The sequence below is a fragment of the Clostridium brassicae genome, assembly GCF_026738875.1.
Classification (GTDB): Bacteria; Bacillota; Clostridia; order Clostridiales; family Clostridiaceae; genus Clostridium_H; species Clostridium_H brassicae.
Genome location: NZ_JAPQFJ010000068.1, coordinates 1 through 700, shown reverse-complemented (window position 1 = coordinate 700; position 700 = coordinate 1). Strand labels below are relative to the sequence as shown.

Sequence of the window (700 nt, the reverse complement as noted above, 5' to 3'; positions counted from 1 at the left end):
AATAAATATCCACCAGCTTAGCTGGTGGTTTTTCTTAAGCCCTATAAGGGCACTTTACCAGCATTATGCCTTAAGGCACGTATAAAAATCTCGCCAGCCGCAATTTAACTATTACCTGCCACCCTTAAAAGGGTCAACATATTCTTTAATACTTATTTGGTCAGCGATCATATCTTCATTTTGTTGATTTTTTATATATTCTTCTATTGCCTTTTTATTTTTTCCTACTGTATCTACATAGAAGCCTCTACACCAAAAATGCCTGTTTCCATATCTATATTTTAAATTTGCAAATTTCTCAAATATCATTAAACTACTTTTTCCCTTTAAAAAACCTACAAATCCTGACACACTCATTTTAGGTGGTATTGATACTAGCATATGTATGTGATCTTTACATGCATTAGCTTCTATTATTTCTACTCCCTTCCATTCACATAACGTTCTCAATATTTTTCCTATTTCTTTTTTCTTTTCTCCATATATTTCTTTCCTTCTATATTTAGGAGCAAATACTATATGATATTTACATCTCCACTTGGTATGTGCTAAACTATTATTGTCCATTTTGGGCAATGCCTCCTTTGATTTTAGATTGGCTGACGAAACCATATCTATTCTATCAAAGCGAGGTATTTTTTTTCAACGCTTAAGCTTTTCTGAACACACCTGCATAGCAGGTGGTTTTATTTATAGACAA

The 700-nt window shown here is 32.6% G+C and carries 1 protein-coding gene; it reads right to left on the bottom strand.

Features of this window, described 5'->3' with window-relative positions; genetic code table 11:
- Window positions 1–111: 111 nt before the first annotated feature.
- Window positions 112–567, bottom strand: a complete 456-nt coding sequence (tnpA, locus tag OW729_RS19380) for an IS200/IS605 family transposase (protein ID WP_268063165.1) — start codon at window positions 565–567, stop codon at window positions 112–114.
- Window positions 568–700: the final 133 nt, after the last annotated feature.